General features: G+C 56.7%; 1 pseudogene. It reads left to right on the forward strand.

The features are described from left to right. A pseudogene (locus EOD29_RS31240) lies at positions 1–291 on the forward strand (calcium-binding protein); the annotation flags it as partial.

Consider the following 291-nt stretch of genomic DNA (forward strand, 5'->3'; position numbering starts at 1 on the left):
GACGTTCTCACCGGCGGAGGCGGAGCCGATTCCTTCGTCTTCGATGTGAATCCCAGCAATTCCAGCGTCGACAAGATCGTGGATTTCTCGTCAGCCGCAGGCGATAAGCTGGTGTTCGACGATGCTGTCTTCACCGGGCTCAAGCCATCGGGCTTTTCGGCCGAGAATTTCGTTCTCGGAACAAAAGCGCTCGAGGCTGATGACAAGCTGATCTACGATCAGGCCAGCGGCATTTTATCCTATGATGCGGATGGAAGCGCAGCGGGCGGGGCAATCCATGTCACCGATCTC

This window comes from Mesorhizobium sp. M1A.T.Ca.IN.004.03.1.1 (genome assembly GCF_003997555.1).
Classification (GTDB): domain Bacteria; phylum Pseudomonadota; class Alphaproteobacteria; order Rhizobiales; family Rhizobiaceae; genus Mesorhizobium.